This is a genomic window from Maribacter arenosus (genome assembly GCF_014610845.1).
In the GTDB taxonomy this organism is placed as follows: Bacteria; Bacteroidota; Bacteroidia; order Flavobacteriales; family Flavobacteriaceae; genus Maribacter_A; species Maribacter_A arenosus.
In genome coordinates, this window is sequence record NZ_JABTCG010000001.1 from 623,376 (window position 1) to 645,077 (window position 21,702).

At 40.5% G+C, this 21,702-nt stretch carries 18 protein-coding genes; 14 read left to right on the top strand and 4 right to left on the bottom strand.

Annotation, left to right across the window (positions count from 1 at the left end):
- Window positions 1-62 precede the first annotated feature (62 nt).
- A complete protein-coding gene (locus HPE63_RS02795; protein ID WP_188313146.1) occupies window positions 63-2,039 on the bottom strand; it encodes an alpha-ketoacid dehydrogenase subunit alpha/beta in 1,977 nt (658 codons plus the stop codon).
- A 128-nt stretch (window positions 2,040-2,167) separates the two neighbouring features.
- Here HPE63_RS02795 and HPE63_RS02800 point away from each other — a divergent pair, with 128 nt between their 5' ends.
- The 6 genes from HPE63_RS02800 (at window position 2,168) to HPE63_RS02825 (ending at window position 6,872) form a co-directional block, all read left to right on the top strand.
- Window positions 2,168-3,118, top strand: a complete 951-nt coding sequence (locus HPE63_RS02800; protein ID WP_188312700.1) for an isopenicillin N synthase family dioxygenase — start codon at window positions 2,168-2,170, stop codon at window positions 3,116-3,118.
- Window positions 3,119-3,121: 3 nt separating this feature from the next.
- Window positions 3,122-3,448: a translation initiation factor gene (locus tag HPE63_RS02805; protein ID WP_188312701.1), complete on the top strand. Its 327-nt coding sequence runs from the start codon at window positions 3,122-3,124 to the stop codon at window positions 3,446-3,448.
- 114 nt (window positions 3,449-3,562) lie between these two features.
- Complete coding sequence (locus HPE63_RS02810; protein ID WP_188312702.1) at window positions 3,563-4,495, top strand: DUF1835 domain-containing protein; 933 nt, start codon at window positions 3,563-3,565, stop codon at window positions 4,493-4,495.
- Between the two features lies 1 nt (window position 4,496).
- Window positions 4,497-5,366 (top strand): nucleoside phosphorylase, encoded by an 870-nt coding sequence (locus HPE63_RS02815; protein ID WP_188312703.1) that lies wholly within the window; start codon window positions 4,497-4,499, stop codon window positions 5,364-5,366.
- Between the two features lie 130 nt (window positions 5,367-5,496).
- Window positions 5,497-6,354, top strand: coding sequence for a substrate-binding domain-containing protein (locus HPE63_RS02820; protein WP_188312704.1), 858 nt, complete (start codon window positions 5,497-5,499; stop codon window positions 6,352-6,354).
- Between the two features lie 77 nt (window positions 6,355-6,431).
- The gene (locus HPE63_RS02825; RefSeq protein WP_188312705.1) at window positions 6,432-6,872 is read left to right on the top strand and encodes a hypothetical protein; all 441 of its coding nucleotides are present in this window, start codon (window positions 6,432-6,434) and stop codon (window positions 6,870-6,872) included.
- Here HPE63_RS02825 and ung read toward each other — a convergent pair.
- On the bottom strand, window positions 6,859-7,524 hold the full coding sequence (ung, locus tag HPE63_RS02830; protein ID WP_188312706.1) for a uracil-DNA glycosylase: 666 nt from the start codon (window positions 7,522-7,524) through the stop codon (window positions 6,859-6,861). The genes HPE63_RS02825 and ung overlap by 14 nt on opposite strands.
- A gap of 222 nt (window positions 7,525-7,746) precedes the next feature.
- On the opposite strand from ung, the gene HPE63_RS02835 reads away from it, so the two are divergent.
- The 4 genes from HPE63_RS02835 (at window position 7,747) to HPE63_RS02850 (ending at window position 12,871) form a co-directional block, all read left to right on the top strand.
- Window positions 7,747-8,235, top strand: coding sequence for a hypothetical protein (locus HPE63_RS02835; protein ID WP_188312707.1), 489 nt, complete (start codon window positions 7,747-7,749; stop codon window positions 8,233-8,235).
- A 223-nt stretch (window positions 8,236-8,458) separates the two neighbouring features.
- Window positions 8,459-9,406, top strand: coding sequence for an aldo/keto reductase (locus HPE63_RS02840; RefSeq protein WP_188312708.1), 948 nt, complete (start codon window positions 8,459-8,461; stop codon window positions 9,404-9,406).
- 238 nt (window positions 9,407-9,644) lie between these two features.
- Complete coding sequence (locus HPE63_RS02845; protein WP_188312709.1) at window positions 9,645-11,366, top strand: purine-cytosine permease family protein; 1,722 nt, start codon at window positions 9,645-9,647, stop codon at window positions 11,364-11,366.
- On the top strand, window positions 11,366-12,871 hold the full coding sequence (locus HPE63_RS02850) for a mannitol dehydrogenase family protein (protein ID WP_188312710.1): 1,506 nt from the start codon (window positions 11,366-11,368) through the stop codon (window positions 12,869-12,871). Before HPE63_RS02845 ends, HPE63_RS02850 begins: the two co-directional genes overlap by 1 nt.
- Before the next feature lie 224 nt (window positions 12,872-13,095).
- On the opposite strand, the gene HPE63_RS02855 is transcribed toward HPE63_RS02850, so the two are convergent.
- Window positions 13,096-14,181: a DUF6340 family protein gene (locus HPE63_RS02855; protein ID WP_188312711.1), complete on the bottom strand. Its 1,086-nt coding sequence runs from the start codon at window positions 14,179-14,181 to the stop codon at window positions 13,096-13,098.
- A gap of 24 nt (window positions 14,182-14,205) precedes the next feature.
- Window positions 14,206-15,255, bottom strand: a complete 1,050-nt coding sequence (locus HPE63_RS02860) for a DUF6340 family protein (RefSeq protein WP_188312712.1) — start codon at window positions 15,253-15,255, stop codon at window positions 14,206-14,208.
- Window positions 15,256-15,428: 173 nt separating this feature from the next.
- Here HPE63_RS02860 and HPE63_RS02865 point away from each other — a divergent pair, with 173 nt between their 5' ends.
- The 4 genes from HPE63_RS02865 to HPE63_RS02880 all read left to right on the top strand — a co-directional run bounded on the left by HPE63_RS02865 (window position 15,429) and on the right by HPE63_RS02880 (window position 21,688).
- Window positions 15,429-17,600 (top strand): endonuclease MutS2, encoded by a 2,172-nt coding sequence (locus HPE63_RS02865; RefSeq protein WP_188312713.1) that lies wholly within the window; start codon window positions 15,429-15,431, stop codon window positions 17,598-17,600.
- Window positions 17,601-17,760: 160 nt separating this feature from the next.
- On the top strand, window positions 17,761-18,171 hold the full coding sequence (locus HPE63_RS02870) for a thiol-disulfide oxidoreductase DCC family protein (protein WP_188312714.1): 411 nt from the start codon (window positions 17,761-17,763) through the stop codon (window positions 18,169-18,171).
- A gap of 102 nt (window positions 18,172-18,273) precedes the next feature.
- Window positions 18,274-20,325 carry a DUF4139 domain-containing protein gene (locus HPE63_RS02875; protein ID WP_188312715.1) on the top strand — a complete coding sequence of 684 codons (2,052 nt, stop codon included), beginning with the start codon at window positions 18,274-18,276 and terminating at the stop codon, window positions 20,323-20,325.
- A 115-nt stretch (window positions 20,326-20,440) separates the two neighbouring features.
- Complete coding sequence (locus HPE63_RS02880; RefSeq protein ID WP_188312716.1) at window positions 20,441-21,688, top strand: mechanosensitive ion channel family protein; 1,248 nt, start codon at window positions 20,441-20,443, stop codon at window positions 21,686-21,688.
- The last annotated feature ends 14 nt before the right edge of the window (window positions 21,689-21,702 follow it).

Here is a 21,702-nt window from a genome sequence, read left to right on the forward strand (position 1 = left end):
AATTTTTCGAAGAATATTTAACTCAATTAATAAGTTGCCCTATCATCGCTTCATTTATGGTTTCAATACGCCAACAATTCCAATAAAGCGACCTCAAACCGTTTTTTGGGCAAATAATTGTCTTCCAGACTCTTGGCGAATGGAATTGGGGTTTCTAAACTGGCAACACGTTTTACCGGGGCATCGAGATACTCAAAACAATTTTCCATAACCAAAGCTGAAATATCACTGGCGACACCGCCAAAAAGGCTGTCTTCTTGAAGAATAATTAGCTTTCCTGTCTTTTTTACCGAAGTGAATACCGCCTCGATGTCTAAAGGTTGTAAGCAGCGTAGATCGATAAGGTCTGCCCTAATGTCCTTGTTATCTTTCAAGGTTTCCAGGGCCCAATGTACGCCGGCCCCATAACTCACGACACTTATATCTTCCCCTTGCTTCAAAAGGCTGGCTTTACCTAACGGAAGGGTATAATAATCCGTGGGCACGTTTTGATATATACTACGGTATAATGCCTTATGTTCAAAAAACAATACAGGATTAGGGTCATTGATAGCCGTGGCCAAAAGACCTTTTGCGTCATATGGAAAAGCAGGATAGACCACTTTTAAACCAGGGGTTTTGGTAAACCAAGCCTCATTGGTCTGCGAATGAAAAGGTCCTGCGGCTACCCCACCCCCGCACGGCATACGAATAACCACATTGGCATTCTCTTCCCATCGGTAATGCGATTTAGCCAAATAATTGACAATAGGATTAAAACCGGAACTTACAAAATCGGCGAACTGCATTTCCATAACGGCTTTCATTCCATTTATCGAAAGTCCCATGGCGGCCGAAACCACGGCCGATTCACAAATCGGGGTATTTCGAACCCGATCTTTACCAAAGGTATTAATGAACCCGTCGGTAATTTTAAAAACACCACCATATTCGGCGATATCCTGCCCGAGAATCACGAGATTACCATGCCTTTCCATAGATTGCCTTAGCCCATCTGAAATAGCATCGACCAATCGAATGTTCTTTATTATGGCACCGGGTTTGACCTCTTCATAGTCATATTCCTTATAAACACTAAATAATTCCTTTCCCGTATCCGCTTCAATTTCTTCTTCAGCAAATGCAAGTTTCAAATTATCATCAATCTCATGTAAGATTTCCTTTTTATAGGTTTCCTCTGCTTCTGCTGATAGGATATTTTCAGTATTCAAGTATCGCACATAGTTTTCTAAAGGATCCTTGGCTGCCCATTGATCCAATAGTTCCTGTGGGACATATTTCATGCCACTGGCCTCTTCATGACCCCGCATTCTAAAAGTTTTGAACTCTACCAAAACAGGGCGTGGATTTTCCCGTATACTTTTACAAAGCGCACCGATCTTCGTATAGACCTCTAAAATATTGTTTCCGTCTACAATATGTGACTCCATACCATAGCCAATGCCCTTGTCGGCCAAATGTTCGCATTTGAATTGTTCATTTGTTGGCGTAGACAAGCCATATCCATTATTTTCAATACAGAAAAGTACGGGCAAGTCCCATACTGCAGCAATATTCAATGCTTCATGGAAGTCTCCCTCACTGGTTGCACCTTCACCAGTAAAGACAGCGGTTACCCGTTTTCTTTTTTTTAATAATTCGGCAAGAGCAATACCATCAGCTACGCCCAATTGGGGGCCTAGATGCGAGATCATGCCCACTATTTTATATTCCTGGGTGCCAAAATGAAAACTTCGGTCACGCCCATTGGTGAAGCCACTGGCCTTTCCCTGCCACTGTGAAAAAAGCCGATGCAAAGGAATGTTGCGGGATGTAAAAACGCCCAAATTACGATGCATGGGAAGAATATATTCCTTTGGATCCATTGCCATGGCCACACCGACCGAAATCGCTTCCTGTCCGATACCACTGAACCATTTGGATATTTTGCCCTGTCGCAATAAAATCAACATTTTCTCCTCTATCATTCGAGGCTTTAACATCGATGTATAAAGTTTCAACTTTAACCCATTATCCAGGGTGTATTTGCCATAGTCCATGTCAACTGTCATGCAGAGGATATTAAAAAGTGGCATAAATGTAACAAAAAAGAAAGCAGGCACACCAAATGAGCCATCCTTTAAATCCAACATAAATTTGTAATTTGGCTTCAGTTAAAAAAGAACTTATGAATACTATACCCAGTGTGGATTTACAGGATTTTGTTTCTGGAGACCCCCAGCGAAAACAGAAATTCATTACCGAAATAGGGAATGCCTTTGAGCAAATCGGGTTTGTGGCCTTAAGCGGTCATTTTCTTCCGGACAGCTTGGTTGACGACCTTTATGCAGAAGTAAAGAATTTCTTTAACCTTCCGCAGGATATAAAGGATAAATACGAGATCGAAGGTATTGGTGGGCAGCGTGGTTACACTTCCTTCGGAAAGGAACATGCGAAAGGCAGAAAGGAAGGGGACTTGAAGGAATTCTGGCATTTTGGTCAATATGTAGTTGATAACCCCAAACTGGAAGCCGAATATCCTAACAATGTCATGGTCACAGAGTTGGAAAAGTTCAATGTGGTTGGCAAAGAAACCTATAAAATGTTAGAAAAAACAGCTAAATATGTACTTCGTGCCTTGGCATTGCATTTAGGGCTGGATGAATATTATTTTGATGAATTTATACTAAATGGCAACTCTATCCTAAGGCCCATCCACTACCCCCCTATTACCCAAGAGCCCAAAAATGCCGTTCGGGCGGCAGCCCATGGGGATATCAATTTGATTACCCTTTTAATGGGTGCCCATGGTCGTGGATTACAAGTCATGAACCATAAGGGGGAATGGATCGATGCCATCGCCAAACCCGACCAATTGATGATAAACGTGGGTGATATGCTATCTAGATTGACCAATAACAAACTCAAATCCACAATCCATCAAGTAGTGAATCCGCCTAAGGAACTATGGGGCACTTCCCGATATTCCATTCCGTTTTTTATGCATCCAATCAGTGAAATGCCCTTAAACTGTCTGGTTAATTGTATTGATGCGGAACATCCCAAACAATTCGAGGATATTACAGCCGGGGAATTTTTGCACGAACGTTTGATTGAATTGGGATTGATAAAAAAGTAGACCATGGACTTAAACGATCAATTAAAAAACCTATTCCCTGACCACGTTTCATCCGAAGAATCGAGTACCCCAAAAAAGCCGGATATTTGGCTTCAAGATGACCCGATCATCTGTAAGTATGAGAAACGCAAAGGCAAACCCATTACGATTTTGGAAGGCTATAACGGTGCCGATAGCGACTTCAAGAAACTGGCCAAAGAATTGAAAACCAAATTAAGCGTTGGCGGCACGTTTAAGGATGGCCGTATCATCATACAAGGTGATTACCGTGATAGAATAATGCAATTACTTCAAGATAAAGGGTTTAATGTAAAACGGGTGGGAGGATAAAAAGACCTTTAGTTTAGCTATTTTTTCAAGGGTTGCGTAAATATTTGTTAATTTTTTTTGTAATTTTCGATTAAATGTTACTTTTATTGGACAAAACCTAAACCACACCTAACGATGAGTTCCCTATTACATATAACCAATGGTGATAGCCTGACCAATAGGTTGAAGTCCATGGACTTAAAAGGCGATATTATCACATGGCGTGAAATGCTTTGTGAAGGTAAGACATTGACCAATGTAGGGAGTGAGTCCTTTTGGAAAACACGTTTTGAATTTCTGAATAAAAATTATAAGGTTTCCAAATCTTGGTTTATTGAAAAGACCCTGAAGGAATACCGTTCGCTTTGCAACCATAAGCAACAGGATGAAATCGTACTTTGGTTCGAGTATGACCTTTTCTGCCAGATCAATATGTTGGCCGTCATTAGCTGGTTAAAGACCCACCGTAAATACGCTAATATTTCCTTGGTATGCAGTGGTAATGAAGATGATACCGATAAATTGTACGGTTTTGGGGAATTGGATGATGCTTACTTGGTTCAACTTTTCGAAAATAGAACGGAATTAAAACAAGACGATATTGAGTATGCCGATTATGTTTGGCAATTATATTGCAGTGATAATCCTATACGATTGGAAAACCTCAGTGATTTTGAAAATTACGGCTTTAATTATCTTTCCGACGTCATAAAGGCTCATCTAAGACGATTTCCTTCCATTAAAAATGGGTTAAATGATATTGAAAATAACGTTTTACGGTTATCGGTTGACGAGAAGCCCAAATCAAAGCGACAATTATTATCCACTATTTTAACCAATCAAGGGGTATATGGGTATGGGGATACCCAAGTGGAAAGAATCATCACCACTTTAAAACCGTTATATCATTCGTTCAATCCAGTCCGGTTGACAAAAAAAGGTAAAGAAATCCTCGACGGACAAACAAGTTACTATGCCTGCATACAAGATAATGATGCTTATTTGGGAGGCGCTTTAAAATATAATTTCCTTTACAACACGGAATCAGGCAGAATACTAAAATTATAGTATGTTAGAAGCTTCCGAGCTCATCCTAAATGCTGATAACAGCATATATCACCTTAATTTATTACCAGAAGATATAGCGGACACAATTATCGTCGTGGGCGACCAAAATCGTGTGGCCCAAGTTTCTAAATATTTTGACACCATCGAAGTCAAGAAAAAAAAACGTGAATTTTATACCCATACAGGCTTATTGAATGGTAAACTCATAACTGTTTTATCAACGGGTATCGGAGCCGATAATATTGATATTGTCCTGAATGAATTGGATGCCCTGGCCAACATCGACTTTAATTCTAGGACGATAAAAGGGGAATTCAAACAGCTTAAAATCGTCCGTATCGGAACGTCTGGGGCCATTCAAGCGGATATCCCAGTGGATTCTTTTGTGCTAAGTGAATATGCCCTTGGTTTTGACGGGGTTTTACACTTTTATAAATGTGAAGGAATTTTTGACGAGGATTTCGCCAAGGCTTTTGTAGAATATACTTCATGGTCTGCGAGGAAACCGTGGCCATATCTGGTGAAAAGCGATGATTCGCTGCGCGACAAGCTTTCCTCAAATCGTATACGATATGGCGTAACTATCACTAATTGTGGTTTTTATGGTCCACAAGGCCGTAAACTACGGTTAGACTTGCAAGACAACACCATAAATAACAAACTAACCTCCTTTAGGTATAAGGAGTTGCGTATCACTAATCTGGAAATGGAGTCCTCTGCCATCTATGGACTATCAAAATTAATGGGACACCAGGCCGTTTCCCTTAACTGTATCATTGCCAATAGAGTGCTGGGAGAATTTTCCAAAAACCCGCTACAAACCATAGATAGTTTGATCCGGTATGCCCTGGAAAAATTAACAGATGGTTAATTCTCAATTAACAAACCCAACGTACTTAAAATATTATTAAATGGAATCTGATAAATTATTATCGGTTTTATGATTGATAGGATTATTAAGATTAGTCAGAGCTTTATATTAAATCAGAAACATTGAATCCATGAAAAAAGTGAAAATCATCGGCGTACCTGAGCATTTCAATCTACCTTGGCATTTAGCCATTGAAGAAGGGGCATTTGAAGCACGAGGAATTGACCTTGAATGGACAGATATTCCCGAAGGTACCGGTAGAATGTGCCAAATGCTTGAAGATCATGAGACTGATTTGGCGATAATATTAACGGAAGGGCTTATAAAGAGCATCACGGAAGGTAATCCGGCCAAAATTGTGCAGGAGTATATCGCCACTCCCCTGCTTTGGGGTATTCACGTTGGTGCTAAAAGTGATTTTAAGGCCATCGCTGATTTAAAGAATACTACGGCAGCCATTAGCCGGTTTGGTAGTGGCAGCCATCTTATGGCCTTCGTAAATGCCAAAAATCAAGGTTGGGATATCGATAATTTGGATTTTGAGGTGATTAACAATCTGGATGGCGCCGTTGAGGCATTGGCCTCTGGCAGGGCTGATTATTTTATGTGGGAACATTTTACGACCAAACCCTTGGTAGATAATGGTACCTTTCGACGCTTGGGCGACTGCCCTACGCCTTGGCCTTGTTTTATGATTGCTGCAACTGATAAATTCATCACTGAAAACCAGTCCGTTTTATACCATATTCTAGAAATAATCAATCTGTATACCACGGAGTTCAAACAGATTCCGAGTATAGACCGAACCCTTGCCAATCGCTATGAACAAAAATTGACCAATATTCAAGAATGGCTCGCTATAACACGATGGAGTCAAACGCAGTTACAAACGCAAACACTTGAAATAGTACAAGATACATTACTTTATTTAAAGTTGATTGACAGGAAAATAAAGCCTTCGGAAATTTTAGAAAATTTTAATAATTAAGGCCTTGACAAAGAAAAGTTAGCTTTTTAACTTTAGGATAAAATATAAATTGTACTCTGATTTGATCCTGTATTGTCATGAAAAGCCTTACCATTTCGATAACACGATTTATACTTTCAATTTCCTTTATGATGGTCACCCTTAATGCCATGGGACAAACGTATTATGCCTTACAAATCGACAGGAACATTCGATTTAAGGCGGCCGACATCACCGCTGAATATCAACCAAGATTAGTCATGGGTGCCGATCAGGCCCTAGAATTTCAACAAACCGTAGCTCGATTTTTAGTAAAGAAAAAAGCCGTTGAAGAAGATCATAATCTGTCGCCAAAGGCCAAGTATGAATTACTGAAGCGAGTATCGAGTCATGAAACCGCTGAAATGGCCGATGTTTTGGAATCGTACCGCTGGCAGGAATATATGCGTATTAAACCTGAAATTCAGCCCATTCCGGAACCGGAAAGGCTCGGAGGTTTTCAGGATGCGATTGTCGTAATCGATACTACCAATCAATAGGGGCTTTACCCAACTTCCTTAGAATTTCATTGGTTTTACTAAAATGTTTATTCCCGAACCAATACCCTCGATTCGCACTTAAAGGTGATGGGTGTCCGGAGGTAAGGATATAATGCTTGTTCTTATCGATCAATGAGGCTTTTTTCTTGGCAAAACCACCCCATAGCAAAAAAACAACCCCTTCCTTTTCATCTGAAATAGTTTTGATGACGCGATCGGTAAAAGCCTCCCATCCTTTCCCTTGGTGGCTACCGGCCATATGGGACCTAACGGTTAATGTGGCATTTAATAGCAATACCCCTTGGTTGGCCCAAGGCTCCAAATTACCACTTTGTGGATAGGGTTTTCCCAAATCGGTTTCGATTTCCTTAAAAATATTGATCAACGATGGTGGATGGGGAATACCGTCTTGTACCGAAAAACAAAGTCCGTTCGCCTGCCTAGGGCCATGGTAGGGATCCTGCCCTATGACTACGACCTTGGTTCTTTCAAATGGACTGTGATCAAAAGCGGAAAATATTTGTTTACCCGGTGGGTAACAGGTATGATCACTATACTCGGACTTCACAAAACTGACCAAATTTTGAAAATAAGGTTGAACAAATTCGTCGCTCAAGGCTTGTTTCCAGCTTGCATCGATATTTACGGTCATAAAAAGCACTTTTTATCGCAACTCCTGAAACTTCGGGAATCTTACTTTTAATTTGGGTAAAATTAATTAAAATTCATGTCAATGGTTTTACAAATACCCTGATAATCAGATATAAAGTTTCTATTTACAGTGTAATCGGCAACACTTAGGATTACTGATGACGGATATCATTGTATTTGTAGATCCGATTATTGATTTTTATCGATTAGTTGATCAATTGATATGGACCTTTTAAGGGAATACTTTATCCAGTGGATGGCCTCCAATACCATTGCAATTCTACTCTTGATTGCCTCCTTTCGCAGACCAAAACTGGCGCGCTTGGTTTTCTCGCTGCTATTTGCATGGGCGTGTTGGTTGAATTATACCACTGCCCATCACCATCCGGAAGATTATTTAAATTATGCTTCCATGACACCATTTGTTTGGGTCCGTGATTTTATCAATGATTGGTTTAAGGGGCATATAACCGGTATAATCACTGTGATATCAGTAGGTCAGGGATTGATTGCTCTAGGCATGCTCCTTCAAGGTTGGTGGGTACAAGTTGCCAGTGTTTGCGCAATTCTATTTCTTTTGGCCATAATACCGTTGGGTATAGGTTCTGGGTTTCCATGTTCCTTGATTTTAGCCTTGGCGGTTTATATCATGTTAAAAAAGGATGATTTGGATTATGTGTGGAAAATAAAAAAGCGTACCCATTCGCACTAAAACCGGGACAAAACGGAATCTGAACAGGTTTTTAATGGGTTTGAGTCAATCATTGAACTTCCTTGTGCACTAGATGGCCGTCTTATCAAACATTCGCTATCGATTATAGATCACTGACCACCGAATATTAGGATAACCCATTATGGATATTGTCTTTGGTAAGGAGACCAAAAACACCTAACTTCGTTAGCATAAAAGCTCTATTCAATAAAGCACGCTTAAAATGAATGAAAAAAAACATTCCAACGGTATAAAACGACGTGAATTTATGCAGACCGGGGCATTGTTTGCAGCCACCGCTATTTTTTTGCCTTTAAGCGGTTATCAAATACTCGCGGCCCAGGACAGTAGCAAAACGATTAGTACAATGCCTACAGCAACCCTCAATAACGGTCTTTCCATGCCAATGATCGGTTTAGGAACCCATTCCTTGAAGGGCGATATTTGCGTGCGAAGTGTTGCAGAAGCAATTTCAGTGGGATATCGACTGATTGATACCGCTACCGTTTACGGCAATGAGGAATTTGTTGGGGAAGGAATAAAACTGAGTGGTATACCTAGGGATGAACTGTTCGTCACTTCGAAACTTTGGGTTAGCGATTCAGGGTATGAGACTACAAAACAAGCTTTTGAGACCTCTTTAACAAAGTTGGGTCTGGAGTATTTAGACCTTTATCTTATACATCGACCCAGAGGGGATGTAAAAGGGACATGGAAAGCCATGGAGGACCTCTATAAAGAAGGTAGGATCAAGGCTATTGGCCTGAGTAATTTTGAACCTGACCAACTTGATGAATTGTTGACTTATTCCACAGTTAAACCTACGGTAAACCAGATTGAAAGCCATGTTTACTTTCAGCAGCATAAAGCCCATGACTATTTAAAACAAAAACAGGTACAAATGGAGGCATGGTCGCCATTTGCGGCGGGACGTAATGGGATGTTCACCAACCCTATACTAGCTCGCATAGGTAAAAAGTACAACAAGAGCAACGCCCAAGTATGTTTGCGATGGCACTACCAAAGGGATGTAGTTACCATCCCTAGAAGCTCCCAAAAGGCCCATATGGTTGAAAATTTGGATATTTTTGACTTTGAGTTGAATGAAGCGGATATGCAAACCATAGCGACCTTAGATCTGAATCGCACCCAGTTTCCTGAATGGAGTTAGGGAAGGAATCGGTTGTTTTTTCGTTAATAACCCTTAATAAATCGTGTATTATTTATCTTGATTATCGAGAGTGAATTACCGAACTTGGCTTTCGTTAACTTAACTTGGCCAATCATCAGGAGATTAGGATTCAAATCTTAAGGTTTTAGTGCACATAACCAATACGATTATATTTGCATGGTAATCCAAAAGAACTAGAATCTTCAATTAACCAAAATCAAACGCCAACAAAAAAAAAATGGGCACATCCAAAGAGTTTCAACAGTTTGAAAACCTTGAAGAAGAACAATTACCAGTTGCCAAACATAAACTACACGATTGGACTCATTTTGCCGGACTCTATGCAGCCGAACATGTGGCTGCGACCGAGTTCGTTATTGGGGCGACTTTTGTTGCCTTAGGCGCAAAAACAATTGACATTTTATTGGGTTTGTTGATCGGGAACATATTGGCCGTGCTTAGTTGGACGCTCATTACCTCCCCAATTGCTGTTGATACGCGATTGAGTTTATATACTTATCTCAATAAGATTGCCGGCGATTCGATGACCAAGCTTTATAATTGGGCGAATGTCATCATCTTTTCGGTAATATCGGCCGCAATGGTGACCGTTTCGGCTACAGCCGTTCGGTTTGCGTTTGACATTCCCGCACAACTTAACTGGTATCCTACCAATCTATGGTTTATCTTGATAGTGATCAGCGTCGGTATTGTAGTAGTCTTCATAGCAATGTATGGATTTAATGCCGTTTCCGAATTTTCGGGAATTTGTGCTCCTTGGCTTTTCGTAATGTTTACCAGCGGGGCTATGGTACTACTGCCCGCCCTATCTATAGATGTTTTAGGCAAGACCTTACCAAGTGGATGGAATGATTTTATTGCCCTTGGTAATCAGTCGATATGGACGGGTATAGACAGCAATGGTGAACCTGGCATCGGATTGATCGAGGTAATTGGGTTTGCTTGGGCAGCCAATACCATAACGCATTTCGGCTTGATCGACATGGCCCTGTTGCGATTTGCGAAAAAGAAAGTTTATGGCCTGGCTACAAGTACTGGAATGATGTTTGGCCATTATGTCGCATGGATTGCCGCTGGTATTATGGGTGCGGGAGCTGCAGTTATTTTAGGAAAGTCCATTGTAGAACTAGACCCGGGTGATGTTGCATACTATGCGTTGGGCTGGTCCGGATTTGTTATTGTAATCGTTGCCGGTTGGACAACCGCCATTACCAACCTGTACAGGGCTGGATTGGCGGCACAGGCCATATTCTACAACCATTCCCGGCGAAAAACCACCCTTACCGTCGGTTTGCTAACGATTGCGATAGGATGTTTTCCTTTTGTTTTTTCTCAAATACTTCCTTTACTGACCTATGCCGGTCTATTAGTGGTACCCGTAGGTGCTATTGTCTTCGCTGAACATCAGATTTTTCCCAGAATAGGATATACCCGATATTGGTCGTCTTACCGTAAATTAACGTTTAGCACGCCCGCTGTCGCATCATGGGCATTAGGATTGATTTTCGGTTTTGGATTGAATGCTTTTAATGTGATGTCCTTTTTCTACCTATTTATCCCCACATGGGTGTTCACAATTCTGGTCTATACGATTTTAGCTGCCCGTTATGGAGCTAAAAAAGAATATCCTGAGGCCGAGGAGGAGGAAAACATACGCAATGCGATGATTGAAAAATTTCAAGAACAAAAAGCTAAATTGGAATCAGAACCTATTAAGGACAATTCCATTTTCACAAAAGCATTAAAAAGTGTCGCTATTGCGGCATTGCTGATTACCTTAATACTGGCCTTTATCGTATTATTCCTAAGTGCGGATGAGTATAATTACATCGAAAATCGCGAAATTTTCTATAGATATGGCTTTATCTGTACAATGATATATTTTATAACCGCCTATTGGGCTTTACAACGCGGAAAACAAAAAAAAGATAAACTATAATGGAACATACTCTACCAGTTAGTCAAGAAAACCTGTCGCAATTTGCTAACCATATTCGGATCCCCACATTCGATCGTAAAAGCCTTAAAATGGGAATTGTTCATATTGGGGTCGGAGGTTTTCATCGTTCACACCTTGCTTTTTATACAGATAAAATACTTGAGAAAACCAATACGCCCGAATGGGGAATTTGTGGAGTTGGTTTACGCGAGGGTGATAGAAAAATATATGATGTTCTTAAAAAGCAAGAAGGTCTATACACCCTTATCGTAAAGCATCCCGATGGAAAAATAGAATCGCAGTTAATAGGTTCAATAGTCGATTTCATATTTGGTTTCGATAATCCTGATCCTATGCTAGAACGAATGGCCCATCCCGATACAAAAATCGTTTCCCTTACCATAACAGAAGGAGGCTATAATTTCAATCCATCGACGGGCGCATTTGATTTTGAAAATCCAGATATCCAATATGATTTGGATCATCCTGATAAACCAAGGACGGTATTTGGATTATTAACCGCCTCCTTAGCGAAACGTCGGGATGCAAAACTACCGGCGTTCACCGTCATGTCTTGTGACAATATTGAGCACAACGGTGATGTTACACGGGACATGTTACTTGCATTTGCCAAAAGGCATGATGATGATTTGGCTGATTGGATTGAACAGAAGGTGTGCTTTCCGAATAGCATGGTGGATCGCATAACACCTGTTACCACACAATCGGATATAGATTACCTAGAGAAATCCTACGGAATGAAAGATGAGTGGCCCGTGACCTGTGAACCATTCATACAATGGGTCATCGAAGATAAATTTTCGAACGGACGACCTGAATTCGAAAAAGTGGGTGTACAATTCGTACCTGATGTGAAACCTTACGAGAAAATGAAACTTCGTCTATTGAACGCCGGTCATTCCGTACTTGGGATTTTGGGAGCTATCCATGGATATAAAACGATTAATGCCTGTATGGAAGACGAAACTTTTGTTGGCTTTTTGAGGGCATTTATGGATAAGGAGGCTACCCCGGTTTTGGATGAGGTAAAAGGTATTGATCTAAAAAGCTACAAAGACAGTTTGGCGGTGCGTTTTGCCAACCCCAATATTAAGGATAGCGTTAGTCGGATTTGTTCCGAAAGTTCCGCTAAATTACCGAAATTTTTAATCGCTACTCTTCAAGAAAATTTAGATAGGGAAGGCAGTATTCATTTCGCAACCTTGGTAATTGCTGCCTGGTGCTACTACAGTGACATACGTACCGATAAGAATGGACAAGCACTAGAAATAATAGATGCTATGGATGTCGAGCTTCACCAAGCGGCCAAACAAACCAAAACCAATCCTTTTGCCTTTATACAACAGGAATCTCTTTTTGGTAATCTTGCTAAGAATGAGCGATTTACAAAAATATACCAGGTTACGCTCCAAAAGATTTATAAAAACCCCGACGTTAAAACGCATATGCAGGACATCCTCTCATACTATAAATCCAATCGTTGAATAAAAAATAGATAGTCTGAAATAATTCAAAAAAGATATTCAACAAAACAAGATAGGTTATCAATTGCGGGCGGATTTTCCACAAAAAAATCACGGGATTGAATATTTTCGGAATTGGAGGGCTATTGTTTTTTGGCAGGTGTAGCGACTCTCCTACTGTCTGAACAGTCGGCGTGCCACTGATCATACATTTAAGGATTAAAGGGATGCAGAAAACCAGAATATTATTCCAGCTCCACCGAAGCAGACAAATTGCTTCGTTCTAACTGTTCACGTACAATCTGGTTTTGTGACATGCGTTCTTTTAAGGCATTTAAATAGGTTGATGACATTTTGTTATCCACCAAGTTTGCAGCTTTTTCGGCCCATTCGATGGCTAGATCAAAATTACCGTTCATTTCATTATAAAATGCCATATTATAGCAGGCTTTTGCTTTTATTTTAACCTCTTCATTGGTCGTTTCCTGCTCCCACAGAATTGCGGCAGCTTGCCAATTCCCCTCAGCAGCCAGTTGTTTGGCCTCGACAAATTTTTCGGAACCTCTTACATGGTATTCGCGAACCACCTCATGTGCTTGTGGTAGTATCCGCAGACCATATGCACTCCCAGAATGCTTGCTTTGATCCAAAACAGCTTCCCTTCGGTCATTGATATCATAAAAGGCATCCATAGGATCGATGCCCCTCCCCTTTGAAGTAATCTGGTCATTGAACACCAGCTCATCGATTACCTTTTGGTTGTAGGGATCGTATATACGCCATCCATTTTCTATCAAAGTTTCCAAGGTAATCTCGTTTCCGGGAATTTTAACACGTTGGCGCAGCATATTCTGTTCTTCAATGGTTTTTTTCTTTACGGAAACTTGGGTATCCGCTTCATAATACGCCAGGGAGAAAATGGCATCCACGCCATGTGCATCACATATCTCTTTAATAGCATCCCAAGCGATGTTATCGGCTAAATCGCCTAAGCCCATGCTATTATTGATTTTAGTTTCAATAAGTTGAACGGTATCAAAACGTTGGTCTTTGACCAACTCATTAAAAAGTCCTTTGATCGCGGCATCTATACCATCTTTCTGCAATTGTTGATCCTTGGCGGACAAGAGCTGTTCGATTCGGGTCAAATAAGAACTTTTTGCTGTAGTATTGCACTCATTGATAACCCCGATTTTGGTCATAGTGGTCGAGAGGTCCACTGACGCGGGTTTCATGGCGCTAAGTGTATGCGGTTTTGTAGCGCTACAACCCATTAACGAAAGCAAAATGCCCAATAAAAGAGTGATGATAGCTGGGTATTTTTTGAACATTGGACTAGGTTTTATTGTAAGTTTTTATTTTGATAATTGCCGGTTTAAGGCGTCCTTTTGCCTTACCCGATATCTTAATGTGTTCAGATATGTTAAGGCATAATTGTTATTGTAATCTGTGTAGGATTTGGAGGCCCAATGCAGGGCTTGGTCCAAATTGCCATTGATTTCATTGCTTATGGCCATATTATAACAGGCTCGACCAGCTATTTTAGGATCCCTATTGGTGGTTTCCATTTCCCAAAGTTCTGCGGCTCCATCCCAATCACCTGCCTGGGCCCTGCGTTGTGCAATCTTGAAATTCTCAGTACCACGTACAAAGTAATCCCTGTTTACGCGATGCTTAAAGGGCAATAAGCGCTGGGCATAATCCATTCCCATATATTTACTTTGATGCAATACAGCTTCTTTTCTTCCGATAATGGCCTCATACGCCTTAATAGGATTGATTCCTTTTCCAGAAGAAACCACATGGTCACTAAAAACCAATTCATCGGCAATACGCCTACTGTAAGGGTCATATACCCGCCATCCGTTCTCAACCAAGGTGTTCAAGGTCAATTCGTGGGCAGGAAGTATTACCCTGACCCCTAGTTCATTTGGGATTTCCATGGTAGTACTTGTAAAATTCACTTTGGTATCGGTATCATAGAATTCCAAAGAAAATAAGGCATCAACCTTATATTGATCACATAGGATTTCAACTTCATTCCAAGTTAGCGTGGTTGGGAAAACACCCAGCCCTTTCCGAAGATTTGGAGTATCATCAATAATGATAATCTCTTCCATGTTTTGATTTTGCTGCAATTGTTCTTTTAAGGCAATAATAGCGGCGGTTGAACCTTCCTTATCCAGGTTTAATCCTTCAGCGGAAAGTATTTGATCGATTTTATCGGCTGTTTTATTCCCTTCGGAAGGCAAGCTTCTATTAATGATCCCTATACGGGTCACATCTTTTGAAAGGGTAATTGGAGCAGGCTCCACAGCGCTCATCGTTAGGTTATTGGTGGCGCTACAGCCCGTTAATAGTAGGGTAATTCCTGTAAAAAGTAGGATTTGGTTAATGCACTTCATTAAAATGGATTTTGTATACAACGTTAAAACAAGGTATTATCGTATGTAAATGCTTATTATTTAATGTACTAAGTGCTTGTTTCGGCATCATTTCAAATCCGATATGGCGTAAATGGGCTTTATGTTCTTCATATCGACCCTAAATAGTACCTTTGTCTTCGATTAACACGGCAATGTCAAAAATTCATACAAAAACATTACAGGATCTGGAATTCGATACGGTCTTACAGCAACTTGCGGTGCGTTGTACTACCGATTTGGGTAAACTAAGGGCCTTGGCCATATCCCCTTTTCCCAAGCCTGAAACCATACATCGTTTGCTAGGAGAGACCTCGGAGTATGTCTCGTCATTGATTAGCGACAATCGAATACCAAACCATGGTTTTGATAGTATCGATGGTGATCTGAAATTATTGAAGATTGAAAATACCACCTTGGAAATCGGCGGTTTTCGACGTATTGGTAGCATTTGCAAGACTGTAGCGGAGCATAAGAAGTTCTTTAAAAAGTTCAAAGAGTATTTCCCAAGGTTGTTCGAGGCAACCGAAGAAATAGCATTGAATTCCGAAATCCCAGCCCATATTGATAGGGTAATCGACCGTTTTGGTGAGATCAAAGACGATGCTTCCGACAAGCTCTTCCACATTCGCCAGGATATCAATCAGGTAAAAGGCAAGATCAACCAAAGTTTTGCCTCCGCTTTAAGCACCTATAAAACGTCCGATTATCTGGATGACATTCGGGAGTCGGTCGTTGAAAACCGTAGGGTTTTGGCGGTAAAGGCGATGTATCGTAAAAAAGTGAGGGGTACGGTTATGGGTTCGTCCAAGACGGGGAGTATTGTCTATATTGAACCTGAGGCCGCCTTGAAATATAGCAGACAACTCAATAATCTGGAGTTTGACGAAAAGGAGGAGGTACATCGCATTTTAAACGAGCTCACAGCCCACATTCGTCCTTTTGCCCCTTATCTATATGCATATCAGAATTTCTTGGTCCATATGGATATCACAGCCGCCAAGGCGAAATATGCCACTGAGATGAACGCCGTATTGCCAAAGATAAACGAGGATCGGCGAATGTTTTTGCGGGATGCCTTTCATCCGTTATTGTATCTAAGCAATAAATTAAAACGGGAAAAAACCTATCCACAGACCATAGAATTACATCCTGAAAATCGGATTATCGTTATCTCAGGACCTAATGCAGGCGGTAAGAGTATCACCCTCAAGACTATTGGTTTACTGCAGGTAATGTTGCAGAGCGGTTTTTTAGTTCCTGTGCACGAACGCAGTACCATGTGCCTTTTTGATCAGATATTGACCGATATTGGGGATAACCAAAGCATCGAGAATCACTTGAGTACCTATAGCTACCGATTGAAGAACATGAACAACTTTTTGCGAAAGTGCAATAAAAAAACCTTGTTCTTGATCGATGAATTCGGCACAGGAAGTGATCCTGAGCTGGGAGGTGCTTTGGCCGAAGCATTTTTGGAAGTGTTCTATGAACGCGGTGCCTATGGGGTAATTACCACCCATTACGCCAATTTAAAAGCCCTCGCCGATGAATTGCCTTTTACGACCAATGCGAATATGCTTTTCAATTCAAAAACCTTGGAACCTACCTTTCAGCTCGTATTGGGAGAGGCGGGCAGTTCTTTTACTTTTGAGGTGGCACAGAAAAACGGCATTCCCTATTCATTGATCAACAAGGCAAAGAAGAAGATAGAGCGTGGCAAAGTGCGTTTTGATGCAACCATAGCCAAATTGCAAAAAGAACGCAGCAAAATGGCTGAAACAGGCTCTAAATTGCATGAAGAGGAGCTGAAAGCAAGAGAAGAAGCACGACGATTGGAAAATTTGAATTCCAAGGTCAAATCCAAATTAGAGAATTACCAAGAGCTTTACGATCATAACCAGCGCATGATCTATTTGGGCAACAAAATCAATACAGTCGCGGAGCGCTATTTTCAGGATAAGAAGAAACGGGTATTGGTATCTGAACTGCTGCGCATCGTAGAGACAGAAAACAGTAAGCGAAAGAAGAAATCGGCGAAGGAGGTCAAAGCCGCTCGTGTTAAAAAAGCCCAAGTGATGCAAGAGGTGGAAAAGAAGGTCAATGTTATCCGACAGAAAAAAAAGGTGGAAAAGAAAAAGGCCATTCAGAAGGAGAAGAACAAACCACGTCCTGTTTTCAAGGTAGGTGATCGTGTTCGTTTAATGGATGGAAAGGCAGTAGGCAGTATCGATACGCTTGAAAAGAACAAGGCCATTGTGAATTACGGCATATTCACCACCAATGTCAGTGTAGATCAGTTAGAGTTGGTCGATGCCAAGAAATAACCTATATTGGCCCATACTAAAATGTGATTATCAGATAGTTACAGAAAATCGTATATGATTTGGGATATAGCAGCATATTGTAAATGGGAAAAAAAAGAAATAATTATATTCCGCTTAAGTTGAATTAAAAGAATACCCAATTAAGTGGGTAGGACCAATAATGGAAATGAAAAAAAAGATAGTGCTCTTTGATGGGGTTTGCAATTTGTGTGACCGTTCAGTTCAATTCATCATCAAGCATGATAAAAAGGATGAATTCAGGTTCGCTACCTTACAAGGGGAAATCGGGAATTCATTGATGCAAAAACGCAATATAGATACTTCACGAATAGATTCCATAATCCTTATCGAGCCTGGAGTTGCGTTTTATACCAAGTCTGATGCCGCTCTGCAAATCGGAATGCATTTGAAAGGGTACCGCACAATTTCGAAATTACTATATTTGATTCCCAGTAAGTTACGTGATATCGTATACGATATTGTAGCGTGCAACCGCTATAAATGGTATGGTAAAAAAGAGGCCTGCTTGGTTCCAACTCCGGAATTGAAAGCGAAATTCTTAGCTAACTAACCCAAGTTTACATTTCACTCACCCTACCCCACTCTTCACGTACTGCTTATTTCAATCATCGGTTTTTAAATTGACATTTATCCAACACTAAAAACAAATACGATGAAAAAACTAGTCACCCTTTTACTGTTAATTCCTATTGTGGCATTCGGTAACGACCAAAAGATTCCAACTAATATCAAGGAAGTCACTGTTTATTTAAGTGGCGCACAAATAACCAGAACTGCTCAACTGCAACTCGCCATTGGTGCCAATGAAATAAGTTTTACGGGCTTATCCCCTAAAATTGATGAAAGTAGTATTCAGATATCGGGGCTTAAATCGGTTTCAATCCTTTCAGTGGCATTTGATTTGGATTATTTGGAACCTTCCAAAGACAACCCTGAAGTTGCATTGTTAGAATTAAGGATCATTGCGACGAATCATACGGTCGCTAAGTTGCAAAACAAAATTGCAGGATTGGAAGAGGAACAAAAAGTAATCAATGCCAACCGATTGGTGAGTGGTGAAAACCTAACCTTGGATTTAGAGAGGATAAAGCAGATCAGTACGTATTACAGGCAACGTATTACCGCCATCAAAAATGAGATATTCGATACCAATATTGAAATCAATAAACTTAAATTGGACGTTGGATTTCTTCAGAAGCAAATGACCGAAATCAATAGTTCCCCTATCAAGGAGCATGGGGTAGTACGCCTAAAATTAGACGCTCCGGTGGCAACCAGTTTAACGCTTCAAATATCGTATACGATTCAGGATGCGGGTTGGATACCCAATTATGATATAAAATCATGGCAAATTAACGATCCATTGCGCCTAACCTATAAGGCACATGTATATCAAAGATCTGGTATTGATTGGGAGAATGTAAAAATCAATCTATCATCCGGCAGTCCATCATTGAACGTGGCAAAACCCAATTTAACTACCAAATATCTCGACTTTGTGAGTCGGCAAGCAAAACGTTCTGATGGTCCTGTTCAGAAACAAAAATACTTTCACAATCCGACGGTCAAAAAAGTGGTCGGGCAGGTAACTGATGAATCAGGCCTTCCCCTACCCGGCGTGAACATTTCGGTAATAGGAACTTCCAATGCAACAACTACCGATTTTGACGGGAATTACTCCCTGGATGTTCTAAATGGACAAGGGCTTACCTATTCCTATATTGGTTTTAAATCCGTTGAAATACCGGTGTATTCTTCGATAATGAATCTACAGCTCCAAGAAGATGCACAGCATTTGGACGAAGTTGTTGTAGTTGCCTATGGATCAAGTTCTAATACGTTGCAGGGAAAAGCAGCAGGAATTAGAATTAGAGGAGCTGCTAGCAATCCTAGCGATGAAAGGTCGCCTGAGGTTAAGTTGCCTTTGTATATCATTGATGGTATTCCCGTGGCTGATTTTATGGATGGGGATTTGGATGAGGACGAAATTCAGTTCATTGAAGTCCTAAAAGGATCGAATGCTGAAGCTCTTTACGGAGTAAGGGCAACCAATGGTGTTGTATTGATATCCACCAAAAAGAGCTACTTAAAAGAAGGCATAACCGACACCAGATTTGAGATTAAAAAGCCCTATTCAATTCTATCTGATGGGGATATTACCGCTATTGAATTGAATATCTTCGATCTTCAGGCCGATTATGAACATTTTGCAGCACCAATATTGAATGAGAATGTCTTCATGACCGCCACCTTCAAGGATTGGGAACAACACAATTTATTGCCAGGGGAGGCCAACGTTTATTTCGAAGGTGCATTTGCCGGTAAAACCACCATTGACCCCTATACCACGAAAAAAGAAATGACATTGTCACTGGGTATAGATCCGAACATTACGGTTGTGCGCAAACAGGATAAAAACTTTAAAAGCAAGTCGTTCACAGGAAGTAATCGTATTTTAGACCGTACCTACGAACTAGTGGTAAAGAACAATAAATCCGTACCGATCAACATTAAACTAATGGACCGGGTACCCTTGTCACAGAACAAGGAAATAAAAGTGGATGATATAGAGACGTACAATGCCGATTATGACTCCAAGAAAGGATTATTGGTTTGGAAACTTGAAGTAGCTCCAAAGGCAAGTAAAACGGAAGTCTTCTCCTTCAAAGTTAGGTATCCTAAATTCAGGACGATTTCCCTTTAGAACTATTGTGGATAAAGTATGCCATACGTGCGGCAAATCGCCATTGATCCATTAATTTTGCATCGAAAAATAAAGGTTCGATTATAGGTATAAGCGAACCCTAAAATCATATTGTATGAAAAAGATATCGCATTGGATCTTTGATTTGTTATCGAATAATGGGCTTTCGGACTATTGGGCAGAGATTATCAATATGCTCATATTTCTTTTAATGGTAATAATCGCGCTCTTTATACTCGATTTTATTTTACGAAAGGTGATCATCGGAGTGTTCGTTCGGCTTTCTAAGACTTCTAAAACGCATTTCGATGATTTTCTGGTTAAGAACAAAGCTCCAAGAAATATTGCCCATATCATTCCTTTAGCATTGGCCTATAAGGTTGTTCCTGATATTTTTAGGGATTTCCCGAATACGGAAGTCTTTGCCGCCAAAACCCTAGAGGTTTTTGGCATAGTGTTGTTCCTTTGGATTGTACGAAGTTTGTTACATACCATTAAAGACTATTTAAAAACACTGCCAAGTCTTAAGGACAAACCCATAGATAGCTATATTCAGGTATTTATGATTTTTGCTTGGGCCATCGGGTTATTTTATGCCTTTTCGATTATATCAGGGATTGAATTATGGAAATTCCTTACCGCCTTGGGAACGGCCTCCGCTGTAATCATACTTATCTTTAAGGATACCATATTAGGCTTTGTTGCTAGTATACAAGTTTCCATCAATGATATGGTACGGATTGGGGATTGGATTACCTTCGATAAATATGGAGCCGATGGCGACGTTATCGAAATCAACTTGGCAACGGTAAAAGTCCAGAACTTCGATAAGACGATTACTACCATTCCGACCTATGCCCTGATTTCCGATTCTTTCAAGAATTGGCGGGGAATGACCGATTCCGGTGGTAGGCGTATAAAAAGGGCCCTGATTATTAAACAAGACAGCATTAAATTTTTGAAAAAGGAAGATTTGGGAGCGCTTAAAAAGATCGAATTGATCCGTGAATACCTTAAAAGTCGGGGCACTGCCATTGACACGTTCAATATGGAAAACAAAATCGATAAGTCGCTTTTGATCAATGGTAAGAATCTTACCAATGTGGGGGTATTTCGAAAATATATCGACACCTATATCAACGCTCATTCGGGTATTAATAAGAATATGACCATTATGGTACGCCAATTGGAGCCCACATCACAAGGGCTACCAATAGAGATCTATGCCTTTAGCAGTGATAAACGGTGGGCTAATTACGAATACATTATGGCGGATATCTTCGATCACCTTCTTGCAGCCATCTCCTATTTTGAACTGGAAGTATTCGAATTGCCAAGTAGCTCAAATTTTAAGGCCATTTGACCCCGTAAACCTAT